The sequence below is a fragment of the Microbacterium sp. UFMG61 genome (genome assembly GCF_015354505.1).
Classification (GTDB): Bacteria; Actinomycetota; Actinomycetes; order Actinomycetales; family Microbacteriaceae; genus Microbacterium.
Genome location: NZ_JACAFP010000005.1, coordinates 234,193 through 253,279 on the forward strand (window position 1 = coordinate 234,193; position 19,087 = coordinate 253,279).

Annotated in this window: 20 protein-coding genes and 1 tRNA gene; 6 read left to right on the forward strand and 15 right to left on the reverse strand. The window is 69.1% G+C overall.

What is annotated here, in order from left to right; all coding sequences use genetic code 11:
* Positions 1 to 13: 13 nt before the first annotated feature.
* Positions 14 to 967, reverse strand: coding sequence for an aldo/keto reductase (locus IXW21_RS07910; protein WP_194763708.1), 954 nt, complete (start codon positions 965 to 967; stop codon positions 14 to 16).
* 135 nt (positions 968 to 1,102) lie between these two features.
* Here IXW21_RS07910 and IXW21_RS07915 point away from each other — a divergent pair, with 135 nt between their 5' ends.
* A complete protein-coding gene (locus tag IXW21_RS07915) occupies positions 1,103 to 1,444 on the forward strand; it encodes a hypothetical protein (protein ID WP_194763709.1) in 342 nt (113 codons plus the stop codon).
* A gap of 15 nt (positions 1,445 to 1,459) precedes the next feature.
* Here the strand turns inward: IXW21_RS07915 and IXW21_RS07920 are convergent, their stop codons facing one another.
* The 3 genes from IXW21_RS07920 to IXW21_RS07930 all read right to left on the reverse strand — a co-directional run bounded on the left by IXW21_RS07920 (position 1,460) and on the right by IXW21_RS07930 (position 2,932).
* A complete protein-coding gene (locus IXW21_RS07920) occupies positions 1,460 to 1,609 on the reverse strand; it encodes a hypothetical protein (protein ID WP_194763710.1) in 150 nt (49 codons plus the stop codon).
* Positions 1,610 to 1,716: 107 nt separating this feature from the next.
* A tRNA-Thr gene (locus IXW21_RS07925) sits at positions 1,717 to 1,789 on the reverse strand.
* A 138-nt stretch (positions 1,790 to 1,927) separates the two neighbouring features.
* On the reverse strand, positions 1,928 to 2,932 hold the full coding sequence (locus IXW21_RS07930) for a DsbA family protein (RefSeq protein ID WP_194763711.1): 1,005 nt from the start codon (positions 2,930 to 2,932) through the stop codon (positions 1,928 to 1,930).
* A 229-nt stretch (positions 2,933 to 3,161) separates the two neighbouring features.
* On the opposite strand from IXW21_RS07930, the gene IXW21_RS07935 reads away from it, so the two are divergent.
* Positions 3,162 to 4,265 (forward strand): ABC transporter ATP-binding protein, encoded by a 1,104-nt coding sequence (locus IXW21_RS07935; protein WP_194763712.1) that lies wholly within the window; start codon positions 3,162 to 3,164, stop codon positions 4,263 to 4,265.
* A gap of 79 nt (positions 4,266 to 4,344) precedes the next feature.
* Entirely contained in the window at positions 4,345 to 5,649 is a 1,305-nt protein-coding gene (locus IXW21_RS07940; protein WP_194763713.1) for a DUF4032 domain-containing protein, read from the forward strand.
* A gap of 17 nt (positions 5,650 to 5,666) precedes the next feature.
* Here the strand turns inward: IXW21_RS07940 and IXW21_RS07945 are convergent, their stop codons facing one another.
* From IXW21_RS07945 to IXW21_RS07975, 7 genes are all read right to left on the reverse strand, one after another.
* Positions 5,667 to 6,308, reverse strand: a complete 642-nt coding sequence (locus IXW21_RS07945) for an NAD(P)-dependent oxidoreductase (RefSeq protein ID WP_194763714.1) — start codon at positions 6,306 to 6,308, stop codon at positions 5,667 to 5,669.
* A gap of 10 nt (positions 6,309 to 6,318) precedes the next feature.
* On the reverse strand, positions 6,319 to 7,323 hold the full coding sequence (gene rlmB / locus IXW21_RS07950) for a 23S rRNA (guanosine(2251)-2'-O)-methyltransferase RlmB (RefSeq protein WP_194763715.1): 1,005 nt from the start codon (positions 7,321 to 7,323) through the stop codon (positions 6,319 to 6,321).
* Complete coding sequence (gene cysS, locus IXW21_RS07955; protein WP_194763716.1) at positions 7,316 to 8,725, reverse strand: cysteine--tRNA ligase; 1,410 nt, start codon at positions 8,723 to 8,725, stop codon at positions 7,316 to 7,318. The genes rlmB and cysS overlap by 8 nt, the downstream gene beginning before the upstream one ends.
* Positions 8,726 to 8,767: 42 nt before the next feature.
* The gene (locus IXW21_RS07960) at positions 8,768 to 10,144 is read right to left on the reverse strand and encodes an NAD-dependent succinate-semialdehyde dehydrogenase (RefSeq protein ID WP_194763717.1); all 1,377 of its coding nucleotides are present in this window, start codon (positions 10,142 to 10,144) and stop codon (positions 8,768 to 8,770) included.
* A gap of 113 nt (positions 10,145 to 10,257) precedes the next feature.
* Complete coding sequence (locus IXW21_RS07965; RefSeq protein ID WP_194763718.1) at positions 10,258 to 10,848, reverse strand: short chain dehydrogenase; 591 nt, start codon at positions 10,846 to 10,848, stop codon at positions 10,258 to 10,260.
* Positions 10,845 to 12,158, reverse strand: coding sequence for a 2-C-methyl-D-erythritol 4-phosphate cytidylyltransferase (ispD, locus tag IXW21_RS07970; protein ID WP_416361093.1), 1,314 nt, complete (start codon positions 12,156 to 12,158; stop codon positions 10,845 to 10,847). The genes IXW21_RS07965 and ispD overlap by 4 nt, the downstream gene beginning before the upstream one ends.
* A gap of 22 nt (positions 12,159 to 12,180) precedes the next feature.
* Positions 12,181 to 12,663, reverse strand: coding sequence for a CarD family transcriptional regulator (locus tag IXW21_RS07975; protein WP_194763720.1), 483 nt, complete (start codon positions 12,661 to 12,663; stop codon positions 12,181 to 12,183).
* Positions 12,664 to 12,799: 136 nt separating this feature from the next.
* On the opposite strand from IXW21_RS07975, the gene IXW21_RS07980 reads away from it, so the two are divergent.
* Positions 12,800 to 13,345 (forward strand): DNA modification methylase, encoded by a 546-nt coding sequence (locus IXW21_RS07980; RefSeq protein ID WP_194763721.1) that lies wholly within the window; start codon positions 12,800 to 12,802, stop codon positions 13,343 to 13,345.
* Positions 13,346 to 13,426: 81 nt separating this feature from the next.
* Here the strand turns inward: IXW21_RS07980 and IXW21_RS07985 are convergent, their stop codons facing one another.
* Positions 13,427 to 14,110, reverse strand: coding sequence for a response regulator transcription factor (locus tag IXW21_RS07985; protein ID WP_194763722.1), 684 nt, complete (start codon positions 14,108 to 14,110; stop codon positions 13,427 to 13,429).
* Positions 14,107 to 15,324, reverse strand: a complete 1,218-nt coding sequence (locus tag IXW21_RS07990; protein ID WP_194763723.1) for a sensor histidine kinase — start codon at positions 15,322 to 15,324, stop codon at positions 14,107 to 14,109. Before IXW21_RS07990 ends, IXW21_RS07985 begins: the two co-directional genes overlap by 4 nt.
* A gap of 219 nt (positions 15,325 to 15,543) precedes the next feature.
* On the opposite strand from IXW21_RS07990, the gene phoU reads away from it, so the two are divergent.
* A complete protein-coding gene (phoU, locus tag IXW21_RS07995; protein ID WP_194763724.1) occupies positions 15,544 to 16,242 on the forward strand; it encodes a phosphate signaling complex protein PhoU in 699 nt (232 codons plus the stop codon).
* Positions 16,243 to 16,303: 61 nt separating this feature from the next.
* Here the strand turns inward: phoU and IXW21_RS08000 are convergent, their stop codons facing one another.
* Positions 16,304 to 17,053 carry a phosphoglyceromutase gene (locus IXW21_RS08000; RefSeq protein WP_194763725.1) on the reverse strand — a complete coding sequence of 250 codons (750 nt, stop codon included), beginning with the start codon at positions 17,051 to 17,053 and terminating at the stop codon, positions 16,304 to 16,306.
* A gap of 60 nt (positions 17,054 to 17,113) precedes the next feature.
* Here IXW21_RS08000 and IXW21_RS08005 point away from each other — a divergent pair, with 60 nt between their 5' ends.
* Entirely contained in the window at positions 17,114 to 17,938 is an 825-nt protein-coding gene (locus tag IXW21_RS08005; RefSeq protein WP_194763726.1) for a class I SAM-dependent methyltransferase, read from the forward strand.
* Positions 17,939 to 17,965: 27 nt separating this feature from the next.
* Here the strand turns inward: IXW21_RS08005 and IXW21_RS08010 are convergent, their stop codons facing one another.
* Positions 17,966 to 19,087, reverse strand: a complete 1,122-nt coding sequence (locus IXW21_RS08010) for a YgfZ/GcvT domain-containing protein (protein WP_194763727.1) — start codon at positions 19,085 to 19,087, stop codon at positions 17,966 to 17,968.

Here is a 19,087-nt window from a genome sequence, read left to right on the forward strand (position 1 = left end):
GCGCCGGGTGCTCTCAGACCTTGGCGGGTGACCACTCCGAGACGCTGTTCAGCGCATCGACCTCGTCGCTCGTGAGTTCGAGGCGTGCACCGGCGAGGAGATCGGGAACCTGCTCCACGGTGCGGGCGCTCGCGATCGGTGCGACCACCGTCGGCTGCGCGCGCAGCCACGCCAGCGAGGTCGCGGCGATCGAGGCGCCGTGCGCATCTCCGATCTGCTCGAGGGTGTCGATGATGCGCAGCCCCGCCTCGGTGGCGTACTTCGCGGCGCCGCCGGCGCGCGGCGACGACTGGCCCTCGGGGTCGGTCGTGCGGTACTTGCCGGTCAGGAATCCGCTCGCGAGCGAGTAGTACGGCACGAGTCCGAGGCCGAACTCCTCGGCGACGGGGATGATCGTCTCCTCGACGTCGTTGCGGTGCACGAGGTTGTAGTGCGGCTGCACCGCGATCGGCAGCGCGACTCCGGTGCGGCGGGCGATCTCGACCCACTCGCGGATACGGTCGGCGCTGTAGTTCGACACCGCGATGTTGCGCACCAGGCCGTCGGCGACCAGCTGTCCGAACGCGCCGACCGTCTCTTCGAGCGGCACGGTCTCGTCATCGAAGTGCGCGTAGTAGAGGTCGATCGTGTCGACCCCCAGGCGCCCGAGCGATGCTTCTGCGGCCTTGCGCACGTTCGAGGCCGCGAGTCCCGTGAAGTCCGGGTGCTGACTCACCTTCGTGGCGACGGTCACTCCCGCAGGCTTGCGCGATGCCAGCCACTCACCGATGATCGTCTCGCTCTCGCCGCCCGAGTTGCCGGGCACCCAGGCGCTGTACGAGTCGGCGGTGTCGATGAAGTCGCCTCCCCCGTCGACGAAGGCGTCGAGCACGGCGAACGATGCGTCGCGGTCGGCCGTCCAGCCGAACACGTTGCCACCGAGCGAGAGGGGGAACACGTCGAGGTCACTGTTTCCGATACGAGTCATGTTCGGGACAACCTCAGACGACGGTGACGTATTTCCCGTATGACGCCGCGTGTCGGCCCACGCGGTCGGTGGCACACCGACACCGCGCGGCGCAAGCCCTCAGCACGGATCCGAGAGGGATGCCACGCTGGACGTATGAAACTCGTCTCCTACGCAGCCCAGCAACTCGTGACGACCGATGACGTCGCCGAGGTTCTCGTGACTCTCGCCGCCGCGATCGCCAACGAGGGCGAATCCGAGGCGCTCGAGATCCCGATCGTCGTGGATGGGAGGGTCGAGACGGCCGAGCTCATCGTCGGACTCGGCAACGACCTGCTCGTCGGCCCCACTGCCTCCGCAGATGTCGACCCGGACTTCTCCGAGCAGGCCGCCGCGCTCCGCGCCCACCACCGGTACCCGCGTTCGCACGACGACGAGCCGGGCGACGACGACTGGAGCATCACCGCCGTCGATCTGGACCTCGACGTTCGACCGTAGCCGGACGGCGCGGAGTCAGGCTTCGAGCTGACGCCTGGGCCGGCGCGAGAAGATGTGCAGCGGCTTGAGCGCCCGTGACCGCGGGGTCGTGCCTTCGGGGACATCGCTCCGCGTGAGTGGGCGTCGACTGTCGGCGTCCTTGTCGGACGACTGCTTCCTGGTCATGCCCCGACCGTACGCGCCGAACATATACGGCCGCACAGGTTCGCGGGTGACGATGCGTGTGTTCGGCGGAGTCTCACGCCTGACGACGCACAATCCGAAGATCTGAGAGCCGACTACGGGACTCGAACCCGTAACCCCCGTATTACAAGTACGGTGCGCTACCAATTGCGCCAAGTCGGCGAACCACGGTGTCCCGCGGCACTTGTAGCACGTCCGCTCTCACGAATGTGCATCACCGAGTCTAGAGCGTTCTCGGCCGAGCTCACGCCGACCGGCCGAGGACCGTCGGCGCCCGCGCTTACTGCGCGGGACCCATGCTTACTGCGCGGGGGCCTCGGTCGGCGCCGGAGTCTCCTCGGCGGGCGCTTCTTCGACCGGCGCTTCGGTCGGCGTCTCCGAGGGGGCCGGGGTCGGCGTGGCGGTCGAGTAGTAGGCGTCACTGGCGACCGTGAGCACGAACTGCGAGAACTCGCTCGGGTCGTCGAGTGCACCGACGTAGGCCTCGCCGTTCACGACGATCATGGGAGCCGAGGTCAGCACCAGGTCGTCCGATCCGACGAGCGGGCCCTCGAGCGCACGCGACGTGGCATCCTTCGCCCAGGTGACGTAGTCCTGCTTCTCGATGCAGGAGCGCACGCTCTTGACGTTGTCGGATCCGACGGCGCCGGCGATGTCGGCCAGCTCGGAATCGGTGAAGCCGTCGGTGTTCATCTCGGGCTGATCGTCGAGCAGATCGTGGTTGAAGGCGTAGAACTCGGCCGGCGAGTGCGTCGCCACGCAGGCGGCGGCGGCCGCCGAGCGCAGGGAGTACTTCGTGCCGTTCGAGCTCGCGGTGAGCAGAGCCACCGGGTGGTAGGTCACGGTCGCCGCACCCTCGCCGATCCAGTTGACGAGCTGACGGGCGTTGGCGCGCTCGAACTCACCGGCGTCCGGCGACAGGTAGTCGACGTAGATGTGGATGTCGACGGTGCTCGCGCTGGTGGGCGCGGGCGTCGGCGCGGCCTCGCCACTGGCCTCGGTCGCCTCGGGGTCGGGAGCCTCGACCGGCTCGCTCGACACGGTCGACGCGCTGATGTCGGAGACCAGGATGCCGTCGTCCGCCATGCCCGTCGGGGTGAGCTGCGGCTTCGACACCTGAGCGGACACGGCGAGCGTGACCGCCGTGCCGATCGCACCGACGGCGACGATCGCGATCGCGCCGAGGATGATCCGTCGCATGATGCGCGCCCTCGACTGCTGCGCGTGCACCTTCTGTGCCTTCTCCCGCACGACCTCACGCGAATTGCGAGATGTGGGGACGTTCGGCGTCTCGTCGCTCGACATCGTTCCTCTTGAGAGTCTCGGTGGGGCAGGGTGGCCCCGTCCGCCGATCGAACGGCGGACGCCGCTGGAAGCGGCCGAGATCGATGTTAACCAGCCAGGCTGAGAAATACCCAGATGCGCCGGTTTCTGGCATACTGATCCCGACCCGATGAGGGGTCACGGCGGATCGCTCCGCCGCTCTATCACTACGGATCGTCCGGCACGTACCTGCCGGTGAAGGAGAAACACAATGGCATCTGTGACTTTCGACGAGGCCACCCGCCTCTACCCCGGCGGAACCCGCCCGGCTGTCGACAAGCTCAACCTCGAGGTCGCTGACGGCGAGTTCCTCGTCCTCGTCGGCCCCTCCGGCTGCGGTAAGTCCACCTCGCTGCGTATGCTCGCCGGCCTCGAAGAGGTCAACGCCGGCCGCATCCTGATCGGTGACCGCGACGTCACCGACGTGCCGCCGAAGGACCGCGACATCGCGATGGTGTTCCAGAACTACGCGCTGTACCCGCACATGACGGTCGCCGAGAACATGGGCTTCGCGCTCAAGATCGCCGGCGTCGGCAAGGAAGAGCGTGCATCGCGCGTTCTCGAGGCCGCCAAGCTGCTCGACCTCGAGGAGTACCTGACCCGCAAGCCGAAGGCCCTCTCGGGTGGTCAGCGTCAGCGTGTCGCGATGGGTCGCGCGATCGTGCGTCAGCCCCAGGTCTTCCTCATGGACGAGCCGCTGTCGAACCTCGACGCCAAGCTCCGCGTGCAGACCCGTACGCAGATCGCGTCGCTGCAGCGTCGTCTCGGTGTCACCACCGTCTACGTCACGCACGACCAGACCGAGGCCCTCACCATGGGTGACCGCATCGCGGTCCTCAAGGACGGCCTCCTGCAGCAGGTCGGCTCGCCTCGCGACCTGTACGAGAAGCCGAACAACGTGTTCGTCGCCGGCTTCATCGGCTCGCCGGCCATGAACCTGTTCTCGGCCGACCTGGCCGAGGGCGGCATCCGCTTCGGCACCGAGATCGTCCCGCTCGACCGCGACACCGTGGGCCGTGCCCACGGCTCGCAGGTCACCGTGGGTGTGCGCCCCGAGGACATCACGGTCGGCCCGGCAGACGGCAAGGGCCTCTCGGTCGTCGTCGACCTGGTCGAGGAGCTCGGTGCAGACGGTTACCTCTACGGTCACACCGAGATCAACGGCAAGCGCGCCGACCTGGTCGCACGTGTCGACGGCCGCAGCCACCCCAACGCGGGTGAGACGGTCACGCTGGCCGCGAACGCGGGCCATGTGCACGCGTTCGACATCGAGTCGGGCGAGCGCCTGAACGACAAGCCGGTCGTCTCGGCCTGATCACCTCCACAGACGCGGCGCGGGCTGACTTCGGTCACCCGCGCCGCTTCGTCTTTCCCGCCACCATCTGAGGAGCCCCATGCAGGACGCGCTGCGCATCACGGCGAGCACGGTCGACCCCGGACTGCTCGCCCTCCCCTGGTCGACACCGCTGGGGTCGTGGCCGTCCGAGCAGATCGTCTCCCTGCCCAAGGGACTCTCGCGTCACCTCGTGCGCTTCGCCGACCTCTCCGGCCGCGTCGTCGCCGTCAAGGAGACGACCGACGAGATGGCGCGCCGCGAGTACGAGATGCTCGGCAACCTCGCGCGCCTCGACGTCCCCTGCGTGTCACGCGTCGCCGTGATCGCAGGGCGGACGGATGCCGCCGGCGAACCGCTGCCCGCAGCCCTCGTGACCTCGCACCTGCGCTTCTCGATGCCGTATCGCGCGCTGTTCACCCGCGTGCTGCGCCCTGACACCGCGAATCGCCTCGTCGACGCCCTCGCGGTGCTGCTCGTACGACTGCACAACGTCGGCTTCTACTGGGGCGACGTCTCGCTCTCGAACACGCTGTTCCGCCGCGACGCCGGGGCGTTCGCGGCGTACCTCGTCGATGCCGAGACCGGCGAGCTGCATGAAGAGGGCCTGACCGACGGCCAGCGCGCGTACGACCTCGATCTCGCCCGCACCAACATCGCCGGCGAGGTCATGGACCTGGCCGCAGGCGGGCGACTCGAGCACGGCGTCGACGCCGTCGCGATCGCCGACGGCATCGTCTCGTCATACCACTCGCTGTGGGCCGAGCTCACCGCGCAGGAGTCGTTCGCCTCCGCCGAGACCTGGCGCATCACCGAGCGGGTCGAGCGTCTGAACGCCCTCGGCTTCGACATCGACGAGATGTCGATGTCGACCACCGCCGACGGCACGGTGGTCGAGATCCAGCCGAAGGTCGTAGATGCCGGGCATCACCAGCGTCGCCTGATCCGCCTGACCGGACTCGACGTCGAGGAGAACCAGGCTCGACGTCTGCTGAACGACCTCGACGAGTTCCGCGTGCGGTCGACCAAGCAGTGGGCCGACGAGGAGATGTACGCGCACGAGTGGCTGACCCGTGTGTTCGAGCCCGTGGTGCGGGCCATCCCCTACGAGCTGCGCACCAAACTCGAGCCCGCGGAGGTGTTCCACCAGGTGCTCGAGCACCGCTGGTACCTGTCACAGGCTCAGGGACGCGCGGTGCCTCTCGCCGAGGTGCTCACGAGCTACATCAACGAGGTGCTGCGGCACCGCCGCGACGAGGCCACCATCATGGGCCCGCCCACCGAGACGATGAGCCTGCCCGTGATCACCGGCGCGCATCCTGTCTCGGACGACGACCACGAGGCCGACTGGCGCGACCTCGTCTGACGACGGACCGCTGCGCCTCAGTAGCCGACGGTGAACCGCTCGCGGTGGTGGTTTCCCTGCTCGATCTCGTCGACGACGGCGACCGCGAAGTCGGCCCCCGAGATGTAGGACTTGCCCTCGTCGTCGCGCACGAGCACGTCGCCGCCGTCACGATAGTGCCCGGTGCGCTCGCCCTCGGCCCAGGGTCCGAAAACCTCGGCGGGATGCACGAAGAACCAGTCGAGATCGGCATCCGCGCCCTCGAGCAGCGCGAGCGAGTCGATGCCGACCTGCGCCTCATGCTTGTACTCCTCGGGGAAGTCCAGGTCGAACAGGCGCGGACCGCCGGGAGCCACCAGGCTTCCGCCCGCTCCCCCGACGACGCCGAGACGCGTGCTGGTGCCCGCGAGCACGCGGATCACACCTTTCAACGCCTGCAGCACGTTGTCGGTCATATCGCCTCGAGGCGACAGCGACGAGACGACGGCATCCGCCCCGTCGAACGCGCTCGTGAGCGACGCCGGCTCGAGCGCCGAGCCCTGCACATACGACGCGCCGTCGACGGCATCCGCGGGGGTGGAGCGCGAGATCGCGATCACCTCGTGTCCGCGGCTCACCGCCTCCGCGACGATGTGACGACCGGCGTAGCCGGTCCCTCCGAGAACGACGATACGAGCCACGGGCGCTCCCTTACTTCTTCGCGTTGCGGACGGTCGACACCTGGTAGAGCGCGACCGACGTCGCGATGCCGGCGTTGAGGGACTCGGTCGACGCCGAGATCGGGATCGACACGATCTGATCGCAGGTCTCGGCCACCAGACGCGAGAGGCCCTTGCCCTCGGATCCGGTGACGATCACGACGGGGCGATCGGCCAGCTGCAGCTCGGGAAGCTGCACGTCTCCGTCGCCGTCGAGGCCGAGCACGAACACGCCCTGCTTCTTGAACTCCTTGAGCTGGCTCGTGAGATTGGTCGCCAGGGCGACCGGCACACGGGCCGCCGCTCCCGCGCTCGTCTTCCACGCGGCGGAGTTCACGCCGGCGGAGCGACGCTGCGGCAGGATGATGCCGTGGCCGCCGAACGCCGCGGTCGAGCGGATGATCGCGCCCAGGTTGCGGGGATCCGTGATGCCGTCGAGCGCCACGAAGAGGGGCACCTCGCCCTTGTCGATGACCTGCTCGAGAAGGTCCTGCGGGTGGGCGTACTCGTACGGCGGCACCTTGATGGCGACGCCCTGATGCACACCGTCGAAGCCGGCCATGCGGTCGAGTTCCTGGCGCGTGACCTCGAGCACCGGGATGCCGCGGTTCGTAGCGATCGACAGCATCTCCTTCGTGCGGTCGTCCATCTCGACGCGCTGCGCGATGTAGAAGGCCGTGGCGGGGATCTTCGCGCGGAGCGCCTCGAGCACCGAGTTGCGGCCGGTGACCGTCTCGGTGTCGGTGGTGTTGTCCTTCACGCGCGCCGAGCGGTTCGGGTTGCCGCCCGAGGACTGACGCTGCCCGGGCTTGCCCCGACCGCCGGCTGCGGCGTACCGCTCTGCGGCGGCCTTGCGCTTGCCCGCGGGGTGCCAGGCGCGGTCTTCCGCCTTGGGCGTCGGTCCACGACCTTCGAGCGAGCTACGGCCCTTGCCGCCGGAGCCCTTGGTGGGGCCCTTCTTTCCCTTGCCTGCGGAGGGGTTGCCCTGCTTAGCCATCGATACTCCAATGAGTTCCGGCCGGAGTGTCCTCCAGCGTGATTCCTGCGGCGGCGATCGCATCACGGATGCGATCGGCCGCCGCCCAGTCCTTGTCGGCGCGCGCCTGTGCGCGCTGAGTGATCATCGTCTGCACGAGAGCGTCGAGAGCGGATGTCGAGGCATCGCCGCCCGAGGCCCCGGTCGGGGCCAGCGGGTCGATGCCGAGCACCGTCGCCATGACTGCGACGGCGCGGAGCGCCGTGGCAGCGGCATCCGTGTCTCCCGCGTCGAGCGCGGCATTGCCGTCGCGCACCGTCTCGTGGAGCACCGCGAGCGCCTGAGGCACTCCGAGATCGTCGTCCATCGCCGATGCGAACGACGAGGGCATGTCGCTGTACACGAACCGGACGTGCGAACCGCCGACGGCCCGGATCACGCGCGCCATGAACGTGCGGATGCGCCCGAGCGCCGCCTCGGCCTCGGTCCACGACGACTCCGAGAGATCGAGGCTCGAGCGGTAGTGCGCCGCGGCGAGTGCATAACGCACCACCAGCGGATCCCGCTCGGCGAGCACGTCGGCCGCCAGTGTGAAGTTGCCGAGCGACTTCGACATCTTCTGTCCGTCGACGGTCACGAGTCCGTTGTGCACCCAGTACCGAGCGAAGCCGTCGCCGGCCGCGGTCGACTGCGCGAGTTCGTTCTCGTGATGCGGGAAGCGCAGATCGAGACCGCCGCCGTGGATGTCGAACTCGGCGCCGAGATAGCGCTTCGACATGGCCGAGCACTCGATGTGCCAGCCGGGGCGTCCCGCGCCCCAGGGCGACTGCCAGACGGCATCCGCCTGCTCGCCGGCTTTCATACCCTTCCACAGGGCGAAGTCCTGCGGGTTGCGCTTGCCACGAGGATCCGCATCCTCCGCGGCCTCCATCGCGTCGATCGACTGGTTCGTGAGCGAGCCGTACTCGGGCCACGAGCGCACATCGAAGTACACGTCGCCGGACGCATCGGGCGCCGGGTACGCGTGCCCGCGTTCGATCAGAGTCGCGATGATCTCCTGCATCTGCGGGATCGACGCGGTCGCGCGCGGCTCGTAGGTCGGCGGGAGGATGCCGACACCGGCATAGGCCGCCGTGAACTCCTGCTCCATGCGGTACGCCAGCGCCCACCACGGCTCGGTGTCGGAGGCGTTCGCAAGCACCTTGTCGTCGATGTCCGTGACGTTGCGCACGAACGTCACGCGTCCGAAGCGGTGGGTCAGCCATCGTCGCAGCAGATCGAAGCTGAGGGCCGCCCTGACGTGACCGATGTGGGGTCCGGACTGCACCGTGGGTCCGCACACGTACATCGTGATGTTCTCGGGATCGAGAGGCACGAAGTCGCGCAGCTGCTGTGCGCGGGTGTCGTAGAGGCGGAGAGTCACCGCACAAGCTTACCGGGCGGCGGATTCCGAAGACTGGGTGCGTCAGTCGGCGACGAACGAGAGCCGACGGTTCGCGAACTCCCCGATGCCGATCGGCCCCATCTCGCGTCCGAAGCCCGAGCGCTTCACCCCGCCGAAGGGCAGCTCGGCGGCCTCGGCGGCGATCGTGTTGACGTGGGTCATGCCGACCTCGAGGCGCGAGGCGACGCGAGCGGCCCTCGCCTCGTCGGTCGAGAACACCGATCCACCCAGGCCCATGTCGCAGTCGTTGGCGAGCTCGAGCGCCTCCTCGTCGCTGGAGACCCGATAGACCGTCGCGACGGGCCCGAAGATCTCTTCCCGGTAGGACGCCGAGTCGCGCGGCACGCCCGTGAGCACGGCCGGCGAGTAGTGGGCGCCGGGGCCGTCGGACAGAACGCCGCCGGCCTCGAGCGTGGCTCCGGCCTCGACAGCGCGACGCACCTGCTCGTCGACCGTCTCTGCGGCGGTGCGCGTCGACAGCGGCACGAACTCGCCGTCGTGCAGGTCGAGCTGGTCGCCCGGCTTCAATCCCTCCGCCAGGCGCGTGAGCTCGGCCACGAACTCGTCGTGGATGTCGTCCATCACGATCAGGCGCTTGTTCGAGTTGCACACCTGACCGCCGTTGTAGACGCGGAAGTCCCAGGCCTCGCGTGCGACCGCTGCCACATCGTCGGCATCCAGCACGATCATCGGATCGATGCCGCCGAGCTCGAGCACGCACTTCTTGAGGTGTTTTCCCGCCTGGGCTCCGATGATGGCGCCTGCACGCTCCGAGCCGGTGAGCGAGACGCCCTGCACGCGGGGGTCGGCGATCATCGTGGCGATCTGGTCGTGCGAGGCGAAGACGTTCTGATAGCCGCCCTCGGTGACCCCGGCCTCGCGCATGATGGCCTCGATGGCGAGCGACGAGCGGGGGCAGATCTCGGCGTGCTTCAGCAGGATCGTGTTGCCGAGCAGAAGGTTGGGAGCCGCGAAACGGGCCACCTGGTAGTACGGGAAGTTCCACGGCATGACGCCGAGGAGAGTGCCGATCGGGCGGTGCTCGATGTACGCGCGTCCCGGAACCGTGCTCGGGATCTCGTAGTCGGTGATGAGGCTGGGGCCGTGCACGGCGTAGTACTCGATGATCGAGGCGGCGAAGTCGACCTCGTCGATCGCCTCGGCACGGGACTTGCCCATCTCGACCGCGATGTGATCGGCCAGCTCGTCCTTGCGCTCCTCGAAGAGCTCGGCCACGCGCTTCACGACGGCCGCGCGCTCCTGCACGCTGCGATCGCGCCACTCGCGATAGGCGGCATCCGCAGAGGCCAGAGCCGTCTCGATCTGCGCGTCCGTCGCCGTGTCGAAGGACTCCAGCACCTCGCCCGTGGCGGGGTTCTGCACTCGGTAACCGCTCATCTGATTCCTCGTTCGCTCGTCACGCGGGTCGCCGTCGATGCCGCTTTCCTCGATCGTCGCGCGGCGTCGCCGTCGAGCGCAAGTCACCGCGCCGTGCGCGCTGCACGACCGGATCAGTCGACCGCGAAGACCTGTCCGGTCTGCACTCCCAGGACGCTCTTGGCGTACGCCTGCCCGACACGGTGCGACGAGACCGGCACGAAGCCCGGGAACGACGAGTGATACGACGGGGCGTCCTCGAGCACCGAGGGGCTGACGGCGTTGATGCGGATGCCGCGTGGCAGCTCGGTCGCCGCGGCGAGCACGAACGACTCCAGCGCGCCGTTCGCGAGTGAGGCCGCCGCGCCCGTCGCGATCGCCTCTCTCGCCAGGATGCCCGTGGTCAGCGTGAAGGACCCGCCGTCGCGGACGAACGGCGTACCGAGGCGCACGACGTCGACCTGGGTGAGCACCTTGCCGCGGAACGCCGACTCGTAGTCACTCCGGTCGAGGTCGGACAGCGGGCGGAACGGCACTCCGCCGAGCGCCACGATCACGGCGTCCACGGGGCCGACAGCCTGGAAGAGCCGCTCGACGGACGCCGGATCCGCGACATCGACCGACGGTTCTCCGGTGCGCGAGGCGGCGATGATCTCATGGCCCTGCAGCGCCTCGACCGCCGTGCGTCCGACGTGCCCACCGGCACCGATGATCAGGATCCTCACGACGACTCCTCCACGCTCGACGGCACCACCAGGGCGACCGCGGTGACCGCGATGCCCTTTCCCCGCCCGGCGAACCCGAGCCCGTCGGTCGTCGTCGCGGTGACCGACACCGGAGCCCCTCCGAGCGCCGCCGACAGCGCCTGCTGCGCCTCGGCGCGACGGGGGCTGAACCGCGGCCGGTTGCCCTGGAACTGCACCGACACGTTGCCGATCGCGAAACCGGCCTCGGCGAGGATCTCCCGCGTGCGGTCCAGGAACACCTCGGCGTGGGCCCCGGAGTATTCGGGATGCGCCGTGCCGAAGTGCTCGCCGATGTCGCCCAGGCCTGCGGCCCCGAGCAGCGCGTCGACGATCGCATGGGCCACCGCATCGCCGTCGGAGTGCCCCGAGAGCGGCTGCTCGCCCGGCCACTCCAGACCCGCGAGCCAGAGGGTTCCCTCACCGCCGAACGCATGCACGTCGGTTCCGAGTCCCACCCGCGGCATCGACACGGACAGGAGCGGTGCAGGGCGAATCGGTGCGGTGGGCCCCGACCCGGTGTGCGCAGATCGCGCCGATGCCCCGGAATCCGTGTTCAGCAGGTGGCGTGCCCGCTCCAGGTCGGCCGGTGTCGTGATCTTGAATCCACGCGGCGATCCGTCGATCCTGCGTACCGGATGCCCTGCCGCGGCGAACAGCGCCGCGTCGTCGGTGTACTCGACGCCCGACGCCAGTGCGGCCGCGTAGGCCTCCTCGAGGAGATCGCGCGGAAAACCCTGCGGGGTCATCGCCGCAGCCAGCTCGGAGCGATCGACCGGGCCGACGATGTCGTCGCCGTCGACCTTCTTGAGAGTGTCGATCACCGGGAGGGTCGGTATGACCCCGGTGACGTCGTCGACGGCGGCCGCGACGGCGTCGATCGCAGCCGGAGTCGTCAGGGCGCGAGCGGCGTCATGCACGAGCACGGTGCGCACGTCACCCCACAGCGCGTCGAGACCTGCCGCGACCGACTTCTGCCTGGTGTCACCGCCCGTCACCACGCGTCCGAGTTCGGCGCGCTCACCCGCGGCCGCCCTCAGCTCGGCCTCGGCGTCGCCTTCGAAGCCCTCCGGCGCGACCACGACGACCTGGGCGGGTGCCGCGGCGAAGACGCCGTCGAGCGCGTGCCGGAGGATCGAGTGCGTGTCGATGCCGACGAACGCCTTCGGCGCCCCGGCATCCAGTCGGGTGCCGGATCCTGCGGCGACGACGATGATGGCGGTGTTCGGGACGGGAAGCATGCTCACCCCGTTCACGTTACCGGCGCGCACGAAAAAAGGCGGATGCCGCAGCATCCGCCTCGTCTCGATCCGCTCAGGACGCGAGGACCTCGTCGAGCATGGCGCTCGCCTTGTCCTCGTCGGTCTTCTCTGCGAGAGCCAGCTCGGAGATGAGGATCTGACGCGCCTTGGCCAGCATCCGCTTCTCACCCGCCGACAGACCGCGGTCCTGATCACGACGCCACAGGTCGCGCACGACCTCGCTCACCTTGATCACATCGCCGGAGGCGAGCTTCTCGAGGTTCGCCTTGTACCGGCGCGACCAGTTCGTCGGCTCTTCGGTGAAGGGCGCACGCAGAACCTCGAACACGTGGTCGAGGCCCTCCCGCCCGATCACATCGCGGACCCCGACAAGATCGACGTTCTCCGCGGGAACCTCGATGATGAGGTCTCCCTGCGTGACGTTGAGCTTCAGGTATTTCTTCGCCTCACCCTTGATGATGCGCTCCTTGACCTCGATGATGGTCGCAGCGCCATGGTGCGGATAGACGACAGTCTCGCCAACCTCAAAAAGCATAAAAAATTGTCCTTTCGGCAACCTCAAGGATACCACAGCGAAGATGCGCTAAGGTTTGCACCCCTGCGTCCCGAGGCGCCCCTCCGCATGCGCATAGAATGGGAGGCGGACATCCCGCCGGACCACAGGAGGACCAGTGAAATCGCGCCTTGTCGCATCTGCCGCCATCAGCGCCCTCGTTCTTCTCGGCGCCACCGGCTGCACGTTCATCTCGCCGCAGTCGACGAAGATCGAGTACTCGGCATCGGACGGCGTCAACATCTCCGACTCCGACGGCCCGCTCGACGTGCGCAACGCGTTCATCGTCGCCAACGAAGACGGCTCGGTCGGCAACTTCATCGGCGCGGTCGTGAACCCGACCCTCGACAAGGCGACCCTCACCATCACGGTCGCGGGCCTCGAGCCGATCGAGGTGCCGGTCGCCGCGGGCAAGACCGTCAGCTTCGGCACCGCCGACGAAGAGCCGCTGCGCATCGACGACCTCGACACGATGCCGGGCGCGACGGTCGAGATCCACTTCCAGTCGGGCGACGGCGCCGGGACCAAGGCCGATGTGCCCGTGCTCGACGGCACGCTCCCCTACTACGCGGACCTCGTCCCGACGGAGAAGGCGAAGCCCACCGCCGAGCCGACGCCTGAGCCGGTGCCCACCGACACGGCAGCACCGGCTCCGACCGAGTGACACCCACGGACTGAACGACAGAGGCCGGCACCCCGCGGGGTGCCGGCCTCTGTCATGTCCGCCGTCGGAATGAGGGCCGTGTCAGCCTTCGAAGCGATAGCCGAGGCCACGCACGGTGACCAGCATCACCGGCTCACCCGGGTTCTCCTCGATGCGCGAGCGGATGCGCTTGATGTGCACGTCGAGCGTCTTGGTGTCTCCGAAGTAGTCGCTGCCCCACACCCGGTCGATCAGCTGGCCCCGGGTGAGCACCCGACCCGAGTTGCGCATGAGCACCTCGAGCAGCTCGAACTCCTTGAGCGGCATGTTGATCTGCTGGCCCGCGACCGAGACCGTGTGCCGGTCGATGTCGAGCGAGACCCGACCGCCGTCGAGCACACGCTCGTCGAGCTCGCTCTCGGCCTGCACCACTCGGCGCAGCACGGCCCGCATGCGCGCGAGCAGCTCCCGCGAGGAATAGGGCTTGGTGATGTAGTCGTCGGCGCCCAGCTCGAGACCCACGACGATGTCGACCTCGGAGTCCTTGGCCGTGAGCATGATGATCGGCACGGCCGAGGTCGAGCGGATCTGCCGGCAGACCTCGGTGCCGGGCATGCCCGGCAGCATGAGGTCGAGCAGCACGATGTCGGCACCGCGCTCACGGAAGGCCGTCAGCGCGCCGGGGCCGTCTTCGGCGATCTCGACCTCGAACCCTTCGCGGCGCAGCAGATACGCCAGCGGGTCGGCGAGGTCGGGCTCGTCTTCGACGAGAAGGATGCGGGTCATGCGTTCTCTCCGTTTCGGACGCGAGCCGCGGCCTTCGCCGCCTTGCGCTCGCGCTTCTTCTTGCTCTTCTTGTCGTCCTCGATGCCCTCGGGAGCATCGATGCGGGGAAGTCTGATGGTGAAGGTCGATCCACGCCCCGGGCGCGACCACAGGGTCACCTCGCCGCCGTGCCGCTGGGTCGCGTGCTTGACGATCGACAGGCCGAGCCCCGTGCCTCCGGTGCGACGGGAACGGGCCTCGTCGGCGCGGTAGAACCGTTCGAAGATCCGCTCGCGGTCGCCCTCGGAGATGCCGATGCCCTGATCGGACACGGCGACCTCGACGACACCGGCGTCGGCCTTCACGCCGACGCCGACCCGCGAACCTCGAGGAGAATAGACGATCGCGTTCGCGATGAGGTTGCCGAAGGCCTCGATGAGGATCTGCGGGTCACCGTGCACCCAGACGCCGCGGTCGCCGCCTCGGGCGAGCTCCACTCCCGCCGAGTCCGCCTGCACGACGTGGGCCTCGATCGAGGACGCGATCACCTCGTCGATCGACACGGGTCGCGCATCGGTCAGGGTGTCGTCCGCCTGCAGCCTCGACAGGCTCATGATGCGTCCGGTGAGCTGCCCAAGCCGCGTGGCCTCGGCCGAGATCCGCGTCGGGAAGTGCCGCACCTGGGCCGGGTCGTCGGCTGCCGACTCGATCGCCTCGGCGAGCAGCGTGACCGCGCCCACCGGTGTCTTGAGTTCATGACTGGTGTTCGCGACGAAGTCGCGGCGCATCTGATCGAGCCGCTCCTGCTCCGTGACGTCTCGGATGATGAGCAGTGACATGCGGGGGCTGATCGCGCTCGCGCGCGCCGAGACCAGACGAGGGTCGAGGCTGAGTCCGCCACGGGTGATGCGCATCGACTCGGTGTGCGAGCCGCCCTCGCTGCGCACGCTCCGCAGAAGCTGACGAAGTTCCGGGTTCTCGAGCGGGGCGCCGACCCGGATGCCGAACCGCGCCGCAGCCTTCGAGACCGCCAGCACGAGCCCCGACGCGTCGACGACGCATGCCGCGTCGTCCATGCTCCGGAGCACGGCGGTGACGCCGTCGGGAACGACGAGTGACGTCTCCTCGGCGATGCGGGCCCTCGCGCGGTACGCCCACACCAGGAGGAGTGAGAGTCCGACACCGATCACGAGGCCGACGGCCAGCGCGAGCAGCGCGGTCTGCGGCAGGGTCATGTGTCCAGAGTAGAGTGCGTTCACCTGCCGACCGGCGCGTTAACCGGGCGCGAGACCAGAGCGAGAAGTACTATTCACGTGCTGGGCACCGTTCGTTAACCTTCGGGGCAGACAATCGCTTCGGGCCTGTGCGGGAGCGCGGACCTCCTCTCGCGCGGACGCCCCAGCCGTCTCGCGCTGACACACAGCCGAGACCCGAATGAAAGGTTGCGCCCCACCATGCGCGAAGTCTTCCACCAGTCCCTCGAGGACCTGCAGTCGCGCCTCGTCGAGATCGCAGACCTCGTCACGGTCTCGATCGACAAGGCCACCCGCGCGTTCGCCACGAGCGACGTCGCCCTCGCCGAAGAGGTCATCGCCGACGACGCGAAGATCGACGAGCTCGCGGTCGCTCTCGACGAGCAGGCCATCGAGATCCTCGCCCGCCAGCAGCCGGTCGCCCGCGATCTGCGCATCGTCGTCTTCGCACTGCGCGTGAGCGCGTCGCTCGAGCGCATGGGAGACATGTCCGAGCACATCGCCCAGCTGGCTCGCCTGCGCTTCCCTGAGCGTGCCATCCCGAAGGGCCTCAAGGGCACCTTCACCAAGATGGGCGAGCTGGACGTCGAGATCTCCCGCACCCTCAGCGAACTGCTCCGCACGCAGGACCTGCGTCTCGCCGACACGATCCGCAACACCGACGACGACATCGACGAACTGCACGCGAGCGTGTTCGAGAAGGTGCTCAGCGACAACTGGAAGGGTGAGGCCACCGCCACGGTCGACGCCACCCTCGCCAGCCGCTATCACGAGCGCTTCGCCGACCATGCGGTCGCCGTCGCCAAGAAGGTCGTCTACCTCGCCACGGGCGACTGGCACGTCGACGAAGAGGACTTCCTGTCGGCCGCCGAGCAGCAGCGCGAGTTCGGCCACGCCTGACCCGCGTCACGGTACGACGAAGGGGCGGATGCTGTCAGCATCCGCCCCTTCGTGTGTGTCGTTACTTCTTGCCCTGCGCGGCGACCGCTGCCGCTCCGGCCGCGGCGGCCTCGGGGTCGAGATAGCGACCGGGTCCCGTCGGCACGTTGTTCTCGTCGAGCTCGTACACGAGCGGGATGCCGGTGGGGATGTTCAGCTCGGCGATGTCCTCGTCGCTGATGCCCTCGAGGTGCTTCACGAGTCCGCGCAGCGAGTTGCCGTGGGCCGTGACGAGAACCGTCTTGCCGGCCTCGAGATCCGGGACGATCGCGCTCTCCCAGTACGGGAGCAGTCGGTCGATCACGAGCTTCAGGGACTCGGTACGCGGCACCTCGCCGTCGATGCCCGCGTAGCGCGGGTCGTGCACCTGGCTGAACTCGCTGTCGTCGTCGAGCACGGGCGGCGGCACGTCGAACGACCGGCGCCACAGCTGGAACTGCTCGGGGCCGAACTCCTCGAGCGTCTGCGCCTTGTCCTTGCCCTGCAGGGCGCCGTAGTGGCGCTCGTTGAGACGCCACGAGCGGGTCACGGGGATCCACAGACGGTCGGCGGCGTCGAGCGCGATGTTCGCGGTCTGGATCGCGCGGCTCAGCAGCGAGGTGTGCAGGACGTCGGGCAGGATGCCGGCCTCGGCGAGCAGTTCTCCGCCGCGACGGGCCTCGGTGCGGCCCTGCTCGTTGAGGCGGACATCCACCCAGCCGGTGAAGAGGTTCAGTTCGTTCCACTCGCTCCGGCCGTGACGGAGCAGGATCAGGGTGCGCTTCGCAGTCATGGGCCCAGTTTATCGGCGCAGGTCGACGCGTCCACGCCCCCACCCTGGGAGGATTGACGCATGGCGTCATCTCCTCTCGGTCGGCCGACCCGCGGCACCACCGGGACGAACCGCCTGCGCCGCAACGACCGGTGGATAGCCGCCAGCCCCGCGTTCCGGCGCGCGACGGATCCGCTCGTGATCGACCTCGGCTACGGTGCGAGCGGTGTCACGGCGTTCGAGCTCGCGACACGGCTGCAGCGCGTCCGACGGGATGCCGAGGTCCGGGGCCTCGAGATCGACCCCGCACGGGTCGCCACCGCGAACGAGCAGCTGCTCGCGGTGCGTGCGGGGCTCACCCCGTTCGACCCCGACCTGCGCGTCACGTTCGCACGGGGCGGGTTCGAGGTGCCGCTCCCCGACGGCCGCCGCCCCTCGGTCATCCGCGCCATGAACGTGCTGCGCCAGTACGACGAGGCCGACGTCGCCGGAGCGTGGCGCACGACGACGGCCCGCCTCGCCCCGGGCGGTCTGCTGATCGAGGGCACCTGCGACGAGATCGGGCGCGTGGCGAGCTGGATCGACGTCGACCACCATGCGACGCCGCGGCGATTCACGATCTCCCTCCGACTCGCCGAGCTCGAGCATCCGAGCATCGTCGCCGAACGCCTGCCGAAGGCGCTGATCCACCGCAACGTGCCGGGCGAGCGCGTGCACGCCCTGCTCGTCGATCTCGACCGGGAATGGGACCGCGCCGCGGCGCTGTCGACGTTCGGCGCGACCCAGCGCTTCCTGGCTGCGGTGGGCGCACTGCGCGATCAGGGCTGGCCGGTGTCGGGCGGGAAGGCCCGGTGGCGATTGGGCGAGCTCACGCTGCCCTGGGAGGCCGTGGCGCCGCTGCCCTGACCGACGTGGGACGCCGGCCGCGACGGGTCAGACCGCGTGGCGGGGATCCGGGGCGCTCGGGCGTCGCGACAGCCGGGTGAGTCGAGGGATGTCGGCCGTGGCACCGGCATCCGCCGGCACGATGACCTGCTGCGTCGCGGCGATGTCCACGCCCTCGGCGCGCACGACGAGATCGCCGACCGGGGTGCGGCGCGAGAGGATCGCGAGCGCGATCGGACCGTCTTCGTGATGCCGCGCGACGGACGTGATGCTCCCGACCTCGTCGTCACCGGCGAAGACGGGATCGCCGGCGGACGGCAGCACATCGTCGCTGCCGTCGAGGTGCAGCGCGGCGAGGCGACGCGGCGGGTGGCCGAGGTTGTGCACCTTCGCCACCGTCTCCTGACCGCGGTAGCAGCCCTTGTTCAGGTGCACGGCCGTGCGGATCCAGTCGGACTCGTGCGGCAGCGAGCGCTCGTCGACCTCGGCCGACCAGCGCGGCCGCCACGCGGCGACGCGCAGCGCCTCTGCCGCGAGAAGGCCCGCGACGTCTTCTGCCGACAGCGTTGCCGCGAGAGAGTCCGCCGCGCCGCGCGGGACGACGGCGATCCGCCACGCGAGCTCTGCACCCGGGTGCTCGGCGACCTCGGCGTACTGATGTCCGCCCGCACTCACCCGCTGCCAGGGATCCGACCAGACGATCGGAGCGCCCGCGGGGGCGGATGCCGCGGCTCGAGCGCGCTCGGACGCAGCCCCACCGTCGACGAAACCGAGCAGCGCGAGATCGGGGCGGACCTCGATCGTCGCCTGCGTGCGGAACTTCATGCGCTGCAGCCGGGTGGCGAGAGCGTCGGCGTCGCCGGCATCGGCGATCAGCCAGGTCGACGACCCGTCGTCGACGACGCCCGCGGCATGCTCCACGCGACCCTGCGGGTCGAGCACGAGCAACTCGGTGCTGTCACCGGCGGCGAGGCGCCCGAGAGCCTGCGAGGTGATCGAGTCGAGCCAGCCGAGACGCTCGGGACCCGCGACCTCGATGACGGTCCTGTCGTCGAGGGGGACGAGAGCCGCACCCGCCGCGAGGCGGCGCTGCTCTCGGAAGACGTCGCCGAAATGGGCGATGCCCTGGTCACCCGAGACGGCGCCCTCGATGTCGGAGAAGCCGGGCAT